14 protein-coding genes are annotated in these 15,722 nt (G+C 39.4%); 11 read left to right on the top strand and 3 right to left on the bottom strand.

What is annotated here, in order from left to right:
* Positions 1-4: 4 nt before the first annotated feature.
* Entirely contained in the window at positions 5-724 is a 720-nt protein-coding gene (locus tag ACT29H_RS00555) for a pyridoxine 5'-phosphate synthase (protein WP_444819640.1), read from the bottom strand.
* 164 nt (positions 725-888) lie between these two features.
* Here ACT29H_RS00555 and ACT29H_RS00550 point away from each other — a divergent pair, with 164 nt between their 5' ends.
* The 9 genes from ACT29H_RS00550 to murI all read left to right on the top strand — a co-directional run bounded on the left by ACT29H_RS00550 (position 889) and on the right by murI (position 9,630).
* Positions 889-1,554, top strand: coding sequence for a CBS domain-containing protein (locus ACT29H_RS00550; RefSeq protein ID WP_444819639.1), 666 nt, complete (start codon positions 889-891; stop codon positions 1,552-1,554).
* A 44-nt stretch (positions 1,555-1,598) separates the two neighbouring features.
* Entirely contained in the window at positions 1,599-2,477 is an 879-nt protein-coding gene (locus tag ACT29H_RS00545; RefSeq protein ID WP_444819638.1) for an NAD kinase, read from the top strand.
* A gap of 86 nt (positions 2,478-2,563) precedes the next feature.
* Positions 2,564-3,304 (top strand): type IX secretion system protein PorG, encoded by a 741-nt coding sequence (porG, locus tag ACT29H_RS00540; protein WP_444819637.1) that lies wholly within the window; start codon positions 2,564-2,566, stop codon positions 3,302-3,304.
* A gap of 146 nt (positions 3,305-3,450) precedes the next feature.
* A complete protein-coding gene (locus ACT29H_RS00535) occupies positions 3,451-4,194 on the top strand; it encodes an isoprenyl transferase (RefSeq protein ID WP_444819636.1) in 744 nt (247 codons plus the stop codon).
* A 10-nt stretch (positions 4,195-4,204) separates the two neighbouring features.
* Positions 4,205-6,781: an outer membrane protein assembly factor BamA gene (bamA, locus tag ACT29H_RS00530; RefSeq protein WP_444819635.1), complete on the top strand. Its 2,577-nt coding sequence runs from the start codon at positions 4,205-4,207 to the stop codon at positions 6,779-6,781.
* A gap of 77 nt (positions 6,782-6,858) precedes the next feature.
* Entirely contained in the window at positions 6,859-7,383 is a 525-nt protein-coding gene (locus ACT29H_RS00525; RefSeq protein ID WP_444819634.1) for an OmpH family outer membrane protein, read from the top strand.
* A gap of 33 nt (positions 7,384-7,416) precedes the next feature.
* Positions 7,417-7,932, top strand: coding sequence for an OmpH family outer membrane protein (locus ACT29H_RS00520; protein WP_444819633.1), 516 nt, complete (start codon positions 7,417-7,419; stop codon positions 7,930-7,932).
* 100 nt (positions 7,933-8,032) lie between these two features.
* Positions 8,033-8,527: an OmpH family outer membrane protein gene (locus ACT29H_RS00515; protein ID WP_444819632.1), complete on the top strand. Its 495-nt coding sequence runs from the start codon at positions 8,033-8,035 to the stop codon at positions 8,525-8,527.
* A gap of 260 nt (positions 8,528-8,787) precedes the next feature.
* On the top strand, positions 8,788-9,630 hold the full coding sequence (murI, locus tag ACT29H_RS00510) for a glutamate racemase (RefSeq protein ID WP_444819631.1): 843 nt from the start codon (positions 8,788-8,790) through the stop codon (positions 9,628-9,630).
* 7 nt (positions 9,631-9,637) lie between these two features.
* Here the strand turns inward: murI and ACT29H_RS00505 are convergent, their stop codons facing one another.
* Entirely contained in the window at positions 9,638-10,150 is a 513-nt protein-coding gene (locus ACT29H_RS00505; RefSeq protein ID WP_444819630.1) for a gamma carbonic anhydrase family protein, read from the bottom strand.
* Between the two features lie 263 nt (positions 10,151-10,413).
* Between ACT29H_RS00505 and ACT29H_RS00500 the strand changes: the two genes are divergently transcribed.
* Entirely contained in the window at positions 10,414-12,261 is a 1,848-nt protein-coding gene (locus ACT29H_RS00500) for a 2-oxoacid:acceptor oxidoreductase subunit alpha (protein WP_444819629.1), read from the top strand.
* Between the two features lie 3 nt (positions 12,262-12,264).
* The gene (locus tag ACT29H_RS00495) at positions 12,265-13,281 is read left to right on the top strand and encodes a 2-oxoacid:ferredoxin oxidoreductase subunit beta (RefSeq protein ID WP_444819628.1); all 1,017 of its coding nucleotides are present in this window, start codon (positions 12,265-12,267) and stop codon (positions 13,279-13,281) included.
* A 145-nt stretch (positions 13,282-13,426) separates the two neighbouring features.
* Here the strand turns inward: ACT29H_RS00495 and ACT29H_RS00490 are convergent, their stop codons facing one another.
* Positions 13,427-15,430 (bottom strand): cation:proton antiporter domain-containing protein, encoded by a 2,004-nt coding sequence (locus ACT29H_RS00490; RefSeq protein WP_444819627.1) that lies wholly within the window; start codon positions 15,428-15,430, stop codon positions 13,427-13,429.
* Between the last annotated feature and the right edge of the window lie 292 nt (positions 15,431-15,722).

Genomic DNA, 15,722 nt, shown 5'->3' with positions numbered 1-15,722 from the left:
TTTATTATTCCCTGATGAGTAATTCTTTGTACTTATTAATGGTTAATTCCAGACCATAATATAAGGCATCACTAATTAATGCATGACCTATGGAAACTTCCTTTAAAAAAGGAATTCGTTCGTTGAAGAATTTTAGATTCTGTAAATTGAGATCGTGTCCGGCGTTTATTCTAAGCCCTGCTTTATTCGCAATATTTGCAGCCTCTATAAAGGGGGCAATGGCTTTTTCAGGGTCTTGGGGGTACATGGTTGCATAGGGCTCTGTATATAACTCTATTCGATCGGTATTGGTTTTTGCAGCATTAATAATTAAGTCCGGATCTGGGTCCATAAAAATGGATGTTCGAATTCCGCACTCTTTAAGCTCCCCGATAATGTCTTGTAGAAATGAAAGATGATTGATCGTATCCCATCCTGAATTCGATGTTAGAGCATCAGGGGGATCAGGGACAAGTGTTACTTGATGAGGATGAACGGCTTTAACCAATTCCATGAATTGGGGAGAAGGGTAGCCTTCAATATTAAACTCAGTTTTGATAATGGGTCGAATCTCATATACATCCTTATACTTGATATGGCGTTGATCAGGCCTGGGATGAACTGTGACGCCATCTGCCCCAAAGTTTTGGACATCGATGGCTGCTTTTAAAACATTGGGAGTATTACCCCCTCTGGAGTTTCGAAGGGTTGCAATTTTATTAATATTTACACTTAGTTTTGTCATAATTGGAATGCGACTTAAAAATTAAATTATCGGAAAATAAAACACCCAAATGGCTTGTATGTTTAAAATATTGAATGTAATTTTCAGCAATAGAGATTCTTTAACATTGGCCAGTTTCTTTTAAAATGGTAAAGTTACAAAGTATTTCGTGAAAGCGTATTTTTATGTTGGCGAAAGATTTAATATCCGAAATTGTTCCTGCTCTGAAAACGTCCGATACAGGTGCTGATGCACTGAACTGGATGGAGGTGTTCAGAGTCTCACACCTGCCAATTGTCAACAATAAAGTATTTCTTGGCCTCATTTCAGATGCTGATATCTATGATTTGAATGCAGTGGATGAACCGTTGGGAAATCATAAACTGTCACTTATTGTGCCTTATGTGTTCGAGCATCAGCATATATATGAGGTGATTGAAATTGCTGCGCGTCTTAAATTAACAATTGTGCCGGTATTGAGTGAGGAACAAGAGTACATGGGGGTAATCACCCAAAACGATTTGTTGATCAGATTTTCTGAGCTGATTGCAGCGCAAACCCCGGGTGGTATCATCGAAATTGAAGTGGGGCCTCGTGATTATGCTTTATCAGAAATCTCTCGTATTGTAGAGGATTCGAATGCTAAAATCTTAAGTTTGTATGTGTCACAGAAACAGGGAGATGAGCAACTTAAAATTACCATAAAGTTGAATCGGGTCGATATCAGTTCGGTAGAGAATGCTTTTGTACGATATGGTTATAATATCAGGTCAACCTATGTGGGAGAACCAAGAGTGGATGACACGACCCGTCGTAATTTTGAATCCCTGATGAAATACCTGAGTATCTGAGATTGATTTCATCCCGAATTGTTTATCTTCGTTCTCAAAAAAGAATGGAAGTTGCCATATTTGGAAAAAGTTTTGGAGAAATTTTTTTTAATAATTGTCATCAGTTATTTGATTATCTCCATCAAAAGTCCATAAAAATAATAATTTTCAAGCCTTTTTATGAATTCCTGGTGGAAAAGGTGAACTTAAAACCGGAGGTGGAAGGTTTTTTTTCTACTCCTGAAGAACTACCTCTGGTGGATATGGTGTTCAGTATTGGTGGGGATGGTACATTTTTACAGGCAGTTACTTTTGTGAGAGATACGGGAATTCCGGTGGTTGGAATTAATAGTGGAAGATTAGGGTTTCTGGCTGATATTTCCCGTCATGAACTTCCGGCCGCACTTCAGGAAATTGAAAAGGGATTGTATGATGTTAAAAATCTCTCTGTACTGGAGTTAACATCACCCAAAAAATTTATCGGCGATTTTAATTTTGCATTAAATGAGCTGGCAGTCCATAAGCAGGACAGCTCCTCAATGATTACTATTCATGTGTATCTGAATAATGAATTCCTGAATTCTTATTGGGCAGACGGACTTATTGTGAGCACCCCAACCGGTTCCACAGCCTATTCTTTAAGTGTCGGTGGCCCTATTATGCATCCCGCCTCGCAGGGGTTGATAATTACCCCTATTGCACCTCATAATTTGACGGTTCGGCCTTTGGTGGTGCCTGATAATATGGAGCTGACTCTAAAAATGGAAGCAAGAGGTGGAAAATTTTTAGCCTCGCTCGACTCAAGAAGCGTGGTTGTGGATGTGGAAACAGAGATCAAGATCAGGAAGGCTGCTTTTACTGTTAATATGGTTCAAAGAACCAATCATAGTTTCTATTCCACGCTGAGAAATAAATTAATGTGGGGAGCAGATAAGCGTAACTGATCTTTTTGAAATGTATCTGTGATTTCAGCAATAAAGAGCATTGGATAACGTTTTTTGAGAAAGTCAGGATTTAATTCTATTTGTTAATGCTTCTATTTTACCGGATTTGTTGTATTGTATTGATGGTAGCACTTTTTTTGCATCCTTCCGGAAGTTTGGGACAGGATCGAATTGAAGGTGGTTTTTTTTTAGGGGCATCTTATTATTATGGAGATTTGAATCCTGGACAATTATTTTACCGTGCTCAACCATCATTGGGAGGAGTAATCAGGGTTGTGGCCAATAGTCGTATAGCTTTTAAAGGCGGATTGACAGTGATAAACTTAAAGGGAAATTATCCGGATCAGAATGTTCGATATCCTCTTCAAGATGGGTATACTTCTTCACAATATCGATTTAAGAGAAGTATGGCTGATTTTGCGGCTCAAATAGAAATTAATTTTTTTCAGTATGACCATCCGTTTCGTTCTGAAGAAACACGTTTTTCTCCATACATATCTACTGGCATGGCATCAACATTGTATCGTCGTTACAATTCAGGTGACGAGGATAATTCTGAAAAACCACATTTTATATTATCTTTGCCGATCGGCATAGGAATAAAATGGAAACTTTCTGATTGGGTGCATGTTGGAGTGGAATGGAATTTTAGAAAAACATTTGCGGATGATTTGGATTTGATGGGACATGGAGCTATTGATCCTTCTGATCCCTATGGTTTTAATCAGTCGTCTTTTATGCACAACAATGATTGGTACTCTTTTGCAGGATTATTGGTTACGTTTGATTTATACCATCGAAGAGTTACGTGTAATGCCGGTTATTAACTGTTGTGGAGTTCTCTTCGACGTGATGTTGCCAGTTAATTCTATTTCTGCTTTATTCCTTGCTTCAACGTATTATTCAGGGAGACCTGTTTCAGGCCTGAAATAAATAAAGGCCAAAGAGTTTTTTGTATGAATTTGAGTATTCTATGTCAGTAAAAGAGCAGCTCGATAAGAAAAAATTGCCGAAACATGTGGCCATTATTATGGACGGAAATGGCCGCTGGGCGCGAAAACGAGGTAATGCCAGAGTGTTTGGACATCAACAAGGGGTGAAATCGGTACGCGAGGTGACCGAAGCCGCCGCTGAATTGGGGTTGAAATTTCTTACACTTTACGCTTTTTCCACTGAAAATTGGAGCCGCCCCAAAACCGAAGTGGATGCATTAATGTCTTTGTTGGTTTCAACCATTTCTTCTGAAACCAAGACTTTAATGGATAATAATGTCAAACTTAAAACCATTGGGTGCAAAGAGAATTTGCCTGGTGATGTCCGGGATAAGCTGACCGCCTGTATGGATCAAACAAAAGATAATGATGGACTAACATTGGTGCTGGCATTGAGTTACAGTTCCCGTTGGGAAATTGTGGAAGGGGTTAAGAAAATTGCATCAGATGTGTTGGATGGGAAATTGAACGTTGATCAGGTCAATGCCGATATTTTTAGCCATTATCTTGAAACGTCGTATATGCCTGATCCTGAGTTGTTGATTAGAACCAGTGGGGAATTGCGAATCAGTAATTTTCTTCTTTGGCAGATTGCTTACTCAGAATTGTATTTTTGTAACGTATTATGGCCCGATTTTCGCAAGGAACATTTCTTTAAAGCATTACTCGATTTTCAAGGTCGGGAAAGACGTTTCGGAAAAATAAGTGATCAGGTTAAAAAATAAATTTATAATAATGTTGAATCGCACTTTTTTAGTATACTTTTTTCTGATTTTTTCTTTTGTAACTCTCTTTTCTCAGGAAGAAAAACCTGTAATATCCTATTCCGGTAAACCCAAAGAATTTATTGTTGCAGATATTATTGTTACCGGAGATTTAAACAATGATCCCAAAATTTTGGCCAATTTATCCGGTTTAAAAGTGGGGCAAAAAATTACTATCCCAGGAGAAGATATTACCAATGCTGTTAAAAAGTATTGGGAATATGGTCTCTTTTCCGATGTCCAAATTTCTGCGGATAAAATTGAAGGGGATAAAATTTTTCTAAATATTTATCTTCAAGAACGACCGCGATTGTCGGAGATTAATTTTTCCGGACTTAAGAAATCTGAAATTGAGGATATTTCTGGGAAAATTTCAATGATGAAAGGCACACAGGTGACTCCCTATCTTGTAGATCGGGCCGAAAGGTATATTAAGGAACATTTTGTACAAAAAGGTTTTTACAATACCGAAGTTACTATTGTCCAGCGTGACGACCCCAATAAACCGAATCATGTCTTTTTGGATGTGGAAGTAGATAAAAAAGAAAAGGTTAAAGTTAGTAGCTTGCAGTTTGACGGAAATAAGGTGTTTTCTGACAACAAGTTAAACCGCTTCATGAAAAAAACCAATGAAAAAGGCAAGATTAAGAACTTTTTCAGAACTAAAAAGTTTGTCCAAGAGGAATTTGAAAATGACCTGAAAACTATTATTGAAAAATATAATGAAAATGGATATCGGGATGCATATGTCGTGTATGATTCCATTGCCAGAAATCCGGATAATAGCGTGGATATCGTGATTGGTATTGAAGAAGGGAATAAATATTACTTTGGAAATATTACCTGGGTTGGCAATACGGTCTATCCCGGCCCCTATCTTAGTGAAAAATTACGCATTAGGAAAGGGGATGTTTTCAATCAAACCTTGTTGGAAGAACGGTTATATATGGACGAAGATGCTGTTCATAACCTTTATATGAATAATGGCTATCTTTTTAGTAACATAGAACCTGTGGATGTTCAGGTTTATAACGATACCGTGGATTTGGAGATGCGTGTTTATGAAGGACAACAGGCTACTATCGACAAAGTAATTATTAAAGGAAATACTAAAACCCATGAGCATGTTGTTAGACGTGAATTGCGAACCAAACCTGGTGAACTGTTCGATAAATCCGAATTGATACGTACCGTTCGTGAATTATCCCAACTTGGACATTTTGATCCGGAAAATATCAATCCTGTTCCCATTCCTGATCCGGAAAAAGGAACGGTCGATCTGGAATATAATCTGGTTGAAAAAGCCAACGACCAAATAGAACTTTCCGGAGGCTGGGGGGGTGGTATGTTTGTGGGCTCCCTCGGACTGAAATTTACCAATTTCTCGGTACGCAATATTTTAAATAAGGAGGCCTGGAGACCTTTACCTACAGGTGACGGTCAGACTCTTTCATTAAGAGCTCAAACCAATGGGAAGTATTATCAGTCCTATAGTTTTTCTTTTTCTGAACCTTGGCTGGGGGGAAAGAAACCTAATTCCTTTAGTTTTTCTGTTTACAGATCTATCCAGACTGGAACCAGTTCAGGTTATTATTACGGGAATCCATACAGCAATGTATATGGTGGATACGGTTATGGTAGTTCCGGATATCCTTATGGAAGCTACTATCCCCCTCTTGAAGAAGATCCCGACGAGCATATGAAAGTGACCGGTATTTCTGTCGGATTTGGAAAGCGGTTAAGTTGGCCGGATGATTTCTTTCAATTTTTTACCCAGGCAAGCTATCAGCGTTATGATCTGAAAAACTGGATTTACTTCCTGATGCAAGATGGAAATAGTAACAATCTTAGCTTTAAATTTATGTTGTCCAGAAATTCTATAGACAACCCGCTCTATACCAGACAAGGTTCTAATTTTGTTTTGGGCTTGGAATTGACACCTCCTTACAGCTATTTTGATGATATAGATTATGCAAGTGAGGACCTTCCTGATTCTGAACGCTATAAATGGATTGAATATCATAAGTGGACCTTTAAAGGAAGTGTATTTAAACCACTTGATAACGCTAGAAAATTGGTGCTGATGACCAAGGTGGAAGGCGGATTTTTGGGATATTATGATGAAAATAAAAAATCACCTTTTGAAAAATTTGTTTTAGGAGGTGATGGAATGGCAGGTTATAGTTATTATGGTAGTGAGACCATTGGACTTAGAGGATATGAAAATGCTTCCTTAACACCACTTTCAAATGGAAGACAAGATGGGAATATTTACAATAAGTTATCTTTGGAATTAAGATATCCTCTTACCTTACAGCCCTCTGCAACAGTATATGGGTTGGTGTTTGCTGAGGCTGGTAATTCCTGGTCCGAGTTCCGAGATTATAACCCATTTGGGTTAAAGCGGTCCGCCGGATTAGGGGTTAGGATATTTTTACCTATATTCGGACTTATGGGAATCGATTGGGGGTATGGATTTGATGAAGTTCCTGGAAGCCCTGATGCCAATGGTGGCAACTTCCACTTTGTTATTGGTCAAAGTTTTTGATCGACAAATGAATAGCGTGGTTTGGTTTTTGTAATAAGTAACCTGAATTTGTTTTTTATAACTTAATAAGGAGAAAAATGAAAACCTATTTAATAATATTATTGACTGCAGCTTATTTTGCATTGAGTGCTGCAGGAGTTTCAGCTCAAAGATATGCATTTGTGGATATGCAATATATCATGTCCAACATCCCTGCTTATGAAGCTGCGCAGGAGCAACTAAACCAGCTGTCTCAAAAATGGGAAAAGGAAATTCAGGATTTATATGCCGATGTGGAACAATTGTATAAAAAATATCAAAAAGAGAGTGTTTTGCTCTCACCGGACATGAAGACCCAACGGGAAGAGGAGATAATTCAACTGGAAAACAGCGCAAAAAAACTTCAGCGACAATATTTTGGCCCGGAAGGGGAATTGATGAAACGACAACAAGCACTTATTCAGCCTATTCAGGAAAAAGTTTCCGGTGCAATCAAGGAAATAGCAGATCGCGACAATTTAGATGCTGTTTTTGATATGGCGAGTAATGCTGGTGTGGTTTATGTTAATCCACGTCAAAATATTAGTGATGAGGTGTTAGAGATCCTTGGATATTCAAAATAAAGTTTTAAATATTGTAGTAGAAAAAATACAACTATGAGAAGATTTACCATTACCGCCTTGATAAGCTTATTCCTTATCCTTTCTGCAGGTACAAATGCTCAGGAACTTAAATTCGGTCATGCTAATGTCCAAGAAATTATGCAGGAAATGCCTGAATTTAAGGAGATGCAAAAAACAATGGAGACTGAGTATAATAAACTCGAAAATCAGCTTGCCACCATGCAGGAAGAATATAAAAAAATGGAGCAGGAATATATTCAGAACAATAATACACTGGGGGCGGAGCAGCGTCAGCAAAAAGAACAACAATTGATGGAAACGTCCCAAAAAATTCAAACTTTCTATCAAGCTACACAACAAAAACTTTCACAAACGCAACAACAGTTGCAACAACCCGTGATGGAAAAGTTGAGAGATGCTATTCAACAGGTGGGTAAGGAAGGCGGATTTATTTATATATTTGCAGCGAACTCGGGTGTTACCCTTTATCAATCTGATCGAAGTGTGGATGTGACTCCATTGGTGAAAAAGAAATTGGGAATTAACTAATTTTGATTGATAAACAACAGGTTTATTCTCGTGCTAATTCCATAAGACTAATAATTTAGACTTATTTAATATGAAAGGTTTTAAGATTTTTACCGTTATATTGATTTTTTTTGCATTGAGTTCTGTGAATTCATTTGCGCAGGAATTAAAATTTGGTCATTTGAATGTCCAGAAACTTATTTCTGAACTGCCAGAAAAAATTAATGCTGACCAAGAATTGCAAAAAGAAGCCAAAAAGTTGCAGGATCAATTAGAAGTTATGACCAAGGAATTGGATGAAAAGTATAAAGATTATATGGTTAGGAGGGATTCGTTATCTGATTTGATTCGTGCAACCAGAGAAAAAGAAATTCAGGATTATGATCAAAGAATCCAGAATTTTAATAAGTTGGCACAGCAGTCTCTTACTCAAAAGGAGCAAAAATTATTACAGCCCATTGTTGAAAACGTCCAAAAAGCTATTAATGCCGTTGGAGAAGAGCAGGGCTTAATATATATCTTTGATACCGGATCAAATGTGGTTTTGTATCATTCACAACAAAGTATGGACTGCGAGGAATTGGTGAAAGCCAAGCTTCAGCAAATGAGGAATTGAAGAAATATTGCAGGTGAGTCCATGTAAAGTGAAATATTTGCCTGTGACGGCTTAAAGAAACATATCAAGAAATATAATCGGAAGAGGGCTGGTATAATTTATCAGCCTTTTTTTTTACCCAATGGTATCATTTTCCCATCCTCTATTTTGAGATTTTTCTCCTTTTTTTCTTGATTTAGTCTGGTAGAGAATCAAGGATCTGTATTCAAATTACCTCAGGATTTTTTTTTATTTTCGTATCTTAAACGGTAAAATTTTAGATGAATACAGGGGAAATAGCTTTTAATCAGGGGCCTATTGGAGTGTTTGACTCGGGATATGGCGGTTTAACAATACTCAATGAATTCCTTAAAGACTTTCCTGAATATGATTTTATTTATTTAGGTGACAACGCTCGTACCCCTTATGGGACCAGATCATTTGATATGGTTTATCAATATACCCTTCAATCGGTCCTAAAGCTTTTTGAAATGGGCGTACATTTGGTGATATTGGCATGTAATACTGCCTCTGCCAAAGCGTTGCGTTCTATTCAGCAACGAGATCTTCCTAACTATGACTTGTCTAGAAGGGTTTTGGGGGTAGTACGTCCAAGTGTCGAAAAAGTCGTAAATGTTACTAAAAATGGTCATGTTGGAATTGTTGGAACTTCCGGAACCGTCCAATCCCTTTCCTATATCTTGGAGATCCAGAAATTTCTTCCAAAAGCTGTTGTTAGTCAGCAGGCCTGCCCAATGTGGGTGCCATTGGTCGAAAACAATGAAATAAATTCTGATGGTGCAGACTTCTTTGTAAAACGGGATTTGGATTTGTTGTTTTCTCAGGATGAGATGATTGATACCCTTATTTTGGGGTGTACTCATTATCCTCTACTACTACCTCTAATTAATAAATATGTCCGTCCTAATGTGAATATTCTTTCTCAAGGCTCTATTGTGTCTGCCAGTTTGAAAGATTATTTAAAGCGGCATCCTGAGATGGACCGAAAGTGTTCAAAAAACGGGACTTGCAGTTTTTTTACAACCGAAAATCCCGATAAGTTTGACGAGGCATCTTCTGTTTTCCTCGATTTTCCTGTGAAATCGGAGCGTTTGTTCTTATAATTGTGCGCTATTTATACCATTCGGCATACATGAGGTAATTGTTGGCAATTTTGTTGATCATTTCTTTGGTTTGTTCGGGCTCAATGTCTTTTACCTTTTTTGCCGGAACCCCTGCGTAAATACTATTGGGCTCTATTTTAGTCCCTGACAGAACCAGTGAGTTGGCCGCAACAATGGAATTGGAACCAACTACTACATGGTCTAGCACTGTGGCTCCAATGCCTATCAATACATTATCTTCAATTTTTGCACCATGTATGGTTACATTGTGACCTATCGAGACGTTATTCCCTATTTCAATGGTGGATTTTTGATAAAGGGTGTGCAAGACCGATCCATCTTGAATATTTACTTTATTTCCAATACGAATACTGTTGACGTCGCCACGCAGCACCGCATTGAACCATATGCTGCAATCATCGCCGATTTCTGTATCTCCAATGATGGTTGCGTTATCGGCCAGAAAAACATTTTTGCCGATTTTGGGGCTAAATCCCCTTACTGATTTTATTAATGCCATAATGATTTATAGTTTATGTGATAAGATTAAACAATCTGATGTGATAAACCGTTAAATTTAAAATTATTTCGCGGTTCAACATGCAAATATAAAGCAACTGTTGCAAAGCACATTTTAATACCCTGAAATCTGACAAATATCAACTTTCAGCTGTTATTTAGTCTCTAACTTTACTCAATAATTTAAGTTTTAACCCCGGGACCGGTAAAAGGTTCTGGTGTTTTTTTTATTTAACCAGAGAACCACCAATAATTAGCAAAATTATGGCTAAAAAATCTAAAGTTATTGAAAAAGATGAAGTTGTTGTTCGGTTTTCGGGCGACTCCGGAGACGGAATGCAGCTAACCGGTTCACTTTTTTCTTTTTCATCTGCCATTTACGGAAACGATATCTCTACGTTTCCTGATTTTCCCGCTGAAATAAGGGCCCCGCAAGGAACAATTGGAGGGGTTTCCGGATTTCAGGTGCATTTCGGGCACAGTGAAGTTTATACCCCCGGTGATAGTGCCGATGTTTTGGTTGCCATGAACCCCGCTGCCCTTAAAGCTAATCTTGAATGGCTTAAGCCGGGTGCTACGATTATTCTTGATGTGGATAGTTTTGATGATAAAAACCTGGCTAAAGCCGGTTATAAATCAAATGATCCTATCGAAGAAGATAATCTTGGAAGTTATAATATTATTAAAGCGCCTATCACTACTCTGACCCGAGCGAGCCTTAAAAACATGGATCTGGACAATAAGTCTATCCTGCGAAGTAAAAATATGTATGCTTTGGGGTTGGTTTTCTGGCTCTTTAATCGCCCTATTAAGGATACGGAGCATCTTATTAGGGAGAAATTCTCGAAAAACGAGCGTATTGCTGAGGCTAATGTAAGAGTGCTTGAAGCAGGATATAACTATGGAATGATTATTCAGGCCGTTACGCCTTCTTATCACATTTCTCCGGCAGAAATAAAACCGGGGATATACCGAAATTTAAATGGCAACAGAGCCATCGCTTGGGGCTTTTTGCTAGCTGCCCAGAAGAGTGGATTGGATCTTTTTTTGGGTTCTTATCCCATTACTCCTGCTACAGAAATCTTACAGGAACTGTCTGCCAGAAAAGATTTGGGCGTTAAAGTATTTCAGGCTGAAGACGAAATAGCTGCCATCTCTACCGCTATAGGAGCCAGTTTTGCCGGCAACCTTGGGATTACATCCACTTCCGGACCCGGTTTGGCGCTCAAGGGAGAAGCCCTGGGGCTTGCCGTTATGGCTGAGCTGCCACTGGTTGTTGTGGATGTTCAGCGGGGAGGTCCAAGTACTGGATTGCCTACAAAGACCGAACAAGCCGACCTTAATCAGGCTCTTTATGGACGCAATGGGGAAAGTCCGTTGGTGGTCATGGCCGCCAGTTCTCCGGTAAATTGTTTCGATTATGCCTTTTATGCCGCAAAAATTGCCATAGAACATATGACGCCGGTGATTTTGCTCTCCGATGGTTTCTTGGCAAATGGGACGCAACCATGGCGTATTCCCAATGAGGATGAATTTCCCGATATTAAGCCACCATATGTGGAAAAAAGTGCTGACCAATGGCAGGTCTATGAACGAGATCCTAAACGATTGAACAGGTACTGGGCGATTCCCGGTACTCCCGGATATCAACACAGGATAGGAGGGCTTGAAAAGGATTTCCTATCGGGGGATGTTTCCTATGATCACCGTAATCATTTTAAAATGGTGAAAGCCAGACAGGAAAAAGTAGAACGGGTCGCTGATTTCATTCCACCTCTTGAGGTACACGGAGATGAGGATGCTGACCTTCTTATTGTCGGATGGGGTGGAACCTTCGGCCATCTTTTTACCGCCCTGGAAGAACTTCAAAAGGATGGCAAAAAGGTTGCTTTGGCACATTTTAGCTATCTTAATCCTTTGCCCAAAAATAGTTATGAGATTCTGAAACGATACTCCAAAATTGTGGTGTGCGAACTTAATTTGGGCCAACTGGCCAACTATTTGAGAAGTAAGTTCCCTGATATTACATTTAGACAATACAATAAGGTGGAGGGCCAGCCTTTTACTGTGGCCGAGCTGAAAAACCATTTTGAAAAAATTTTAGATAAATAAGCTATGGCTGAGAACAAAAAACTTCCATTTCTTGAGTATAAAAGTGACCAGGATGTACGGTGGTGTCCCGGTTGCGGTGATCATGCCATTTTGAATGCGCTGCAAAAAACAATGGCGGAACTCAATATTCCCCAAAAGGATATAGCCGTGATTTCCGGAATTGGCTGTTCTTCCCGACTGCCCTATTACATGAATACCTATGGTTTCCATACCATACATGGCCGTGCCTCAGCCATCGCCTCAGGTGTGAAACTGGCCAATCCTAAGCTGAGTGTGTGGCAAATTACCGGGGATGGGGATGCCTTGGCTATTGGTGGCAATCACTTTATCCATGTGATCCGGCGAAATGTGGACCTTAATGTGATTCTTTTCAATAATCAGATTTATGGTTTAACCAAAGGACAATATTCACCAACTTCCAGACGTGGGTTTATTTCAAAAACATCTCCTTATGGAACGATAGAATACCCTTTTCGGCCGGGAGAATTAACCATTGGTGCACGGGGTTATTTCTTTGCCCGAACCATTGATAAGGAAATTAAACTTTCGGTAGAAGTCATGAAAGCAGCAGCGCGGCACAAAGGAACTTCAATTGTGGAGGTGCTACAGAACTGTGTGATTTACAACGATAATACCCACAGAGAAATTACCGATAAGCAGTTCAAAGAGGATAGAACCATTGTGTTGGAACACGGGAAACCTATGATTTTTGGCAAACAACGAAACAAAGGACTCGTGCTGAATGGGACTTCTTTGAAGGTGGTTCACATTGGGGAAGATGGCATTTCCGAAAAGGATATTCTTGTTCATGATGCCCATACTGAAGACCCAACGATTCATCTGAAACTGGCGGATATGGAATATCCGGAATTTCCTGTAGCGCTGGGAGTGATAAGAGATGCAGATGCCCCGGTATATGACCAATGTGCCGAAGAACAAATGGAGAGAATTAAGAAAACATCAAAAATTAAATCTTTTCATGATTTGGTGAATTCCGGTGAAGTTTGGGAAGTGAAATAAAATCACTGGATATAAAGAATGCTGAAGCATTCAATGTTTTTGACAAAGAGGGGAATGGAGTAGAACCAACAGGATGCTTTTGTCTGACGAGTTGAAGTGGGGGATAACATCAACTTTTCCCAATACCACAAAATCGCTCTAAGACTCAGGTCTTGTGGGCTGCCTTTTCCCCTCTTTGCTTTTCGAAGAGATTGACCGCATGGACGATCTGGTCCTGCCTGCCTAAGACATAAACAATATCATTTTTAATGAGCTCAGTGTCAGGTCCCGGATGATCAATCAGGTTGTCATTTCTTTTAATGGCCACAACCGTAACGCCGAAGGTGCTTCTAAAGGCCAGGTGGGAGAGAGTGTGCCCTGCAACAAGTGAGCCTTCGTCTACTTTAAAGGCTGAGATTTCCAGGTTGGGAAGGTGACTCAATATCGATTTTCGGGGCCGTTTTTTTATGTCCCGAACCAGTCCGTAATTGTTTTTTCGGATTTCTCCGATGGTTGCTTCTATTTGTCGGTGTGGTAACAGAAATTTATTGAGAACCCGTTCGAACATTTCAATGGCTGTTTCAAATTCTTCGGGAATAACAGTCGTAGCTCCTAATTTGTATAGATATTCCGCATCATCAATTTGCCGGGTTCGGACGATGAGGGCTGCGTGTTTGTTGAGACTCCTTACTTTTTCGGTCACGGACATGGCGGTTACTACATCCCCTATTGAGATGACAATTACGGAGGCGGTATGGATGTGGGCTGTTTCCAATATGGGCGTGTTCTGGGCATCTCCGTAAATGACGATCTCTCCTTTCTGTTGTCTCTCCCGGACGATGGCTGGATCAAAAACTATTGATACATAAGGAATCTTTACGTGTCTGGCCATAATCGGCATACTTAACACCCGAGGATCTTTACCTATTAGCACCAAATGATTTTTTAGTTCAGGAACTTCAATTTGACGTAATGGGAAAATACCTTCAACTATTTTGTTGGGAAGAGGCAGCTTCATGACGGCATTGGAGAGCGGTTTTGAAACCATAATCAGAAAGGGGGATACCGACATGGTAATGACAGCTACAGCCAGAAACAACTGGTAATAGTAATCGGAAATGAGGTGGTAATCCTGTCCCAGTTTTACCAGTATAAAGGAGAATTCACCCACCTGGGCCAAAGACAAACCTACCAGAATGACTCCGCGGATGGTGTGCCCAAGCATAAAGGCCGTACCGCTCGCTATGATGATTTTTATGATGATAACCATCAATACCGTCAGGATGACAATGTGGAGATTTGCCATTACAAATTGTAAATCAAGAAGCATCCCAATGGATACAAAGAAAAATGAGGTAAAAGTGTCTTTAAACGGTATGATGTGACTAAAAGCATGGTGGCTATAGTCCGACTCGGAGATCATTAACCCTGCCAAAAAAGCCCCAAAGGCCAACGACATGCCCATTTCAGACGTTAAGAATGCAACTGATAAGCAAATTAGAAGAATGCTCATTAGAAATAATTCCTGGTTTTTAGTCATGGCAATGGCATGAAGAATCCTGTTTATAAACCATTTATTGCCAAAAATGACAAATAGGATAATAACCACAGATTTCAATCCCATGCGCAATATTTCTCCACTTACATTTTCCGTTTTGCCTCCCATAATGGGTATTAGAAGCAACAAAGGAACGAGAATCAGATCCTGAAAAATCAAAATCCCCAGTACTGTGCGGCCATAATTGGAGGTGACTTCAGAGCGGTCCTGAAGAATCTTTAGAACGACGGCCGTACTACTTAAAGCTGTAAGAAAGCCTACGAATAAAGAACCTTTCAGATCCAATTCATATACTCGGGCAACCCCAAGCACAATAATTGTGGTTAATGAAAACTGAAGAAAGCCACCCCAAAAAACAAGTTTGCGGATTTTTATCAAATGTTTTAATGAAAACTCCAGGCCTATGGTAAACAACAGCAATACGATGCCTATTTCTGCCAATACATCGATGTTCTCAATATTGGTGATGATGCCTCCAAGATGGGGGCCGGCCAACACCCCCGTGAGTAGATATCCTACAATGGTGGGAACCTTGATCTTGGTGAAGATGTAATTGACCAGTGTCGAGAGAGCGAAGATGATGAGAATATCTTTGAGTATCATAAATTCCATTGGCTTCGATTTGAGGATTAATCATTTAAACAGCCTCTCTTATAATACATGCAAAGATACTTGATTTTTTTGCCTGAATTTATTTTCAATAGATTGTTTAACTTTTAAATACACATGACTGTTAATTGAAAATATTGCTGGAAGTTTATTCTTTTGCCTAGATGCTCATTGGTGTTGGCCATGTAAAAATTTATGGATATACCAAAACAGGCCTTTTGCTTTTAATGGAGCAATGGCCTGTTTTGTCTTGACCTTATGAGGGCCAATAGCGAATTGTCGATGTCCTACTTCC

Origin of the sequence: Thermophagus sp. OGC60D27, assembly GCF_052400625.1 — a bacterium.
Classification (GTDB): Bacteria; Bacteroidota; Bacteroidia; order Bacteroidales; family Marinilabiliaceae; genus Thermophagus.
This window is presented reverse-complemented; position numbering and strand designations above follow the sequence as displayed.